The organism is Nocardioides oceani (assembly GCF_030412965.1).
Classification (GTDB): domain Bacteria; phylum Actinomycetota; class Actinomycetes; order Propionibacteriales; family Nocardioidaceae; genus Nocardioides; species Nocardioides oceani.
Map to the genome: position 1 here is coordinate 1 of NZ_JAUHJQ010000259.1, position 224 is coordinate 224.

General features: G+C 81.7%; 1 protein-coding gene. It reads right to left on the reverse strand.

Going from position 1 to position 224, the window contains the following annotated elements; genetic code table 11:
• On the reverse strand, positions 1–224 hold a 224-nt coding region (locus tag QWY28_RS23985; protein WP_336622438.1), incomplete at both ends, for a PUA domain-containing protein.

The following is a 224-nucleotide window of genomic DNA, read 5'->3' on the forward strand; positions in this document are numbered from 1 at the left end:
CGGGGGCCGCCCCCCCGCGCGCCGGCCGCGCCGAGCTCCCGCGCGAGGTCGCCCGAGGAGCGCCCGAGCAGGCCGGGCAGCTCGTCGCTGTCGAAGTTCACCCGGCCGCGGCCGACCCGGACCCCGTCGGGCCCGACGACGTCGACGGGGTCGCCGGCGTGGAAGGACCCGGTGACCGCGGTGATCCCGGCGGCCAGCAGCGAGGCGCGCCGCTCGACGACCGC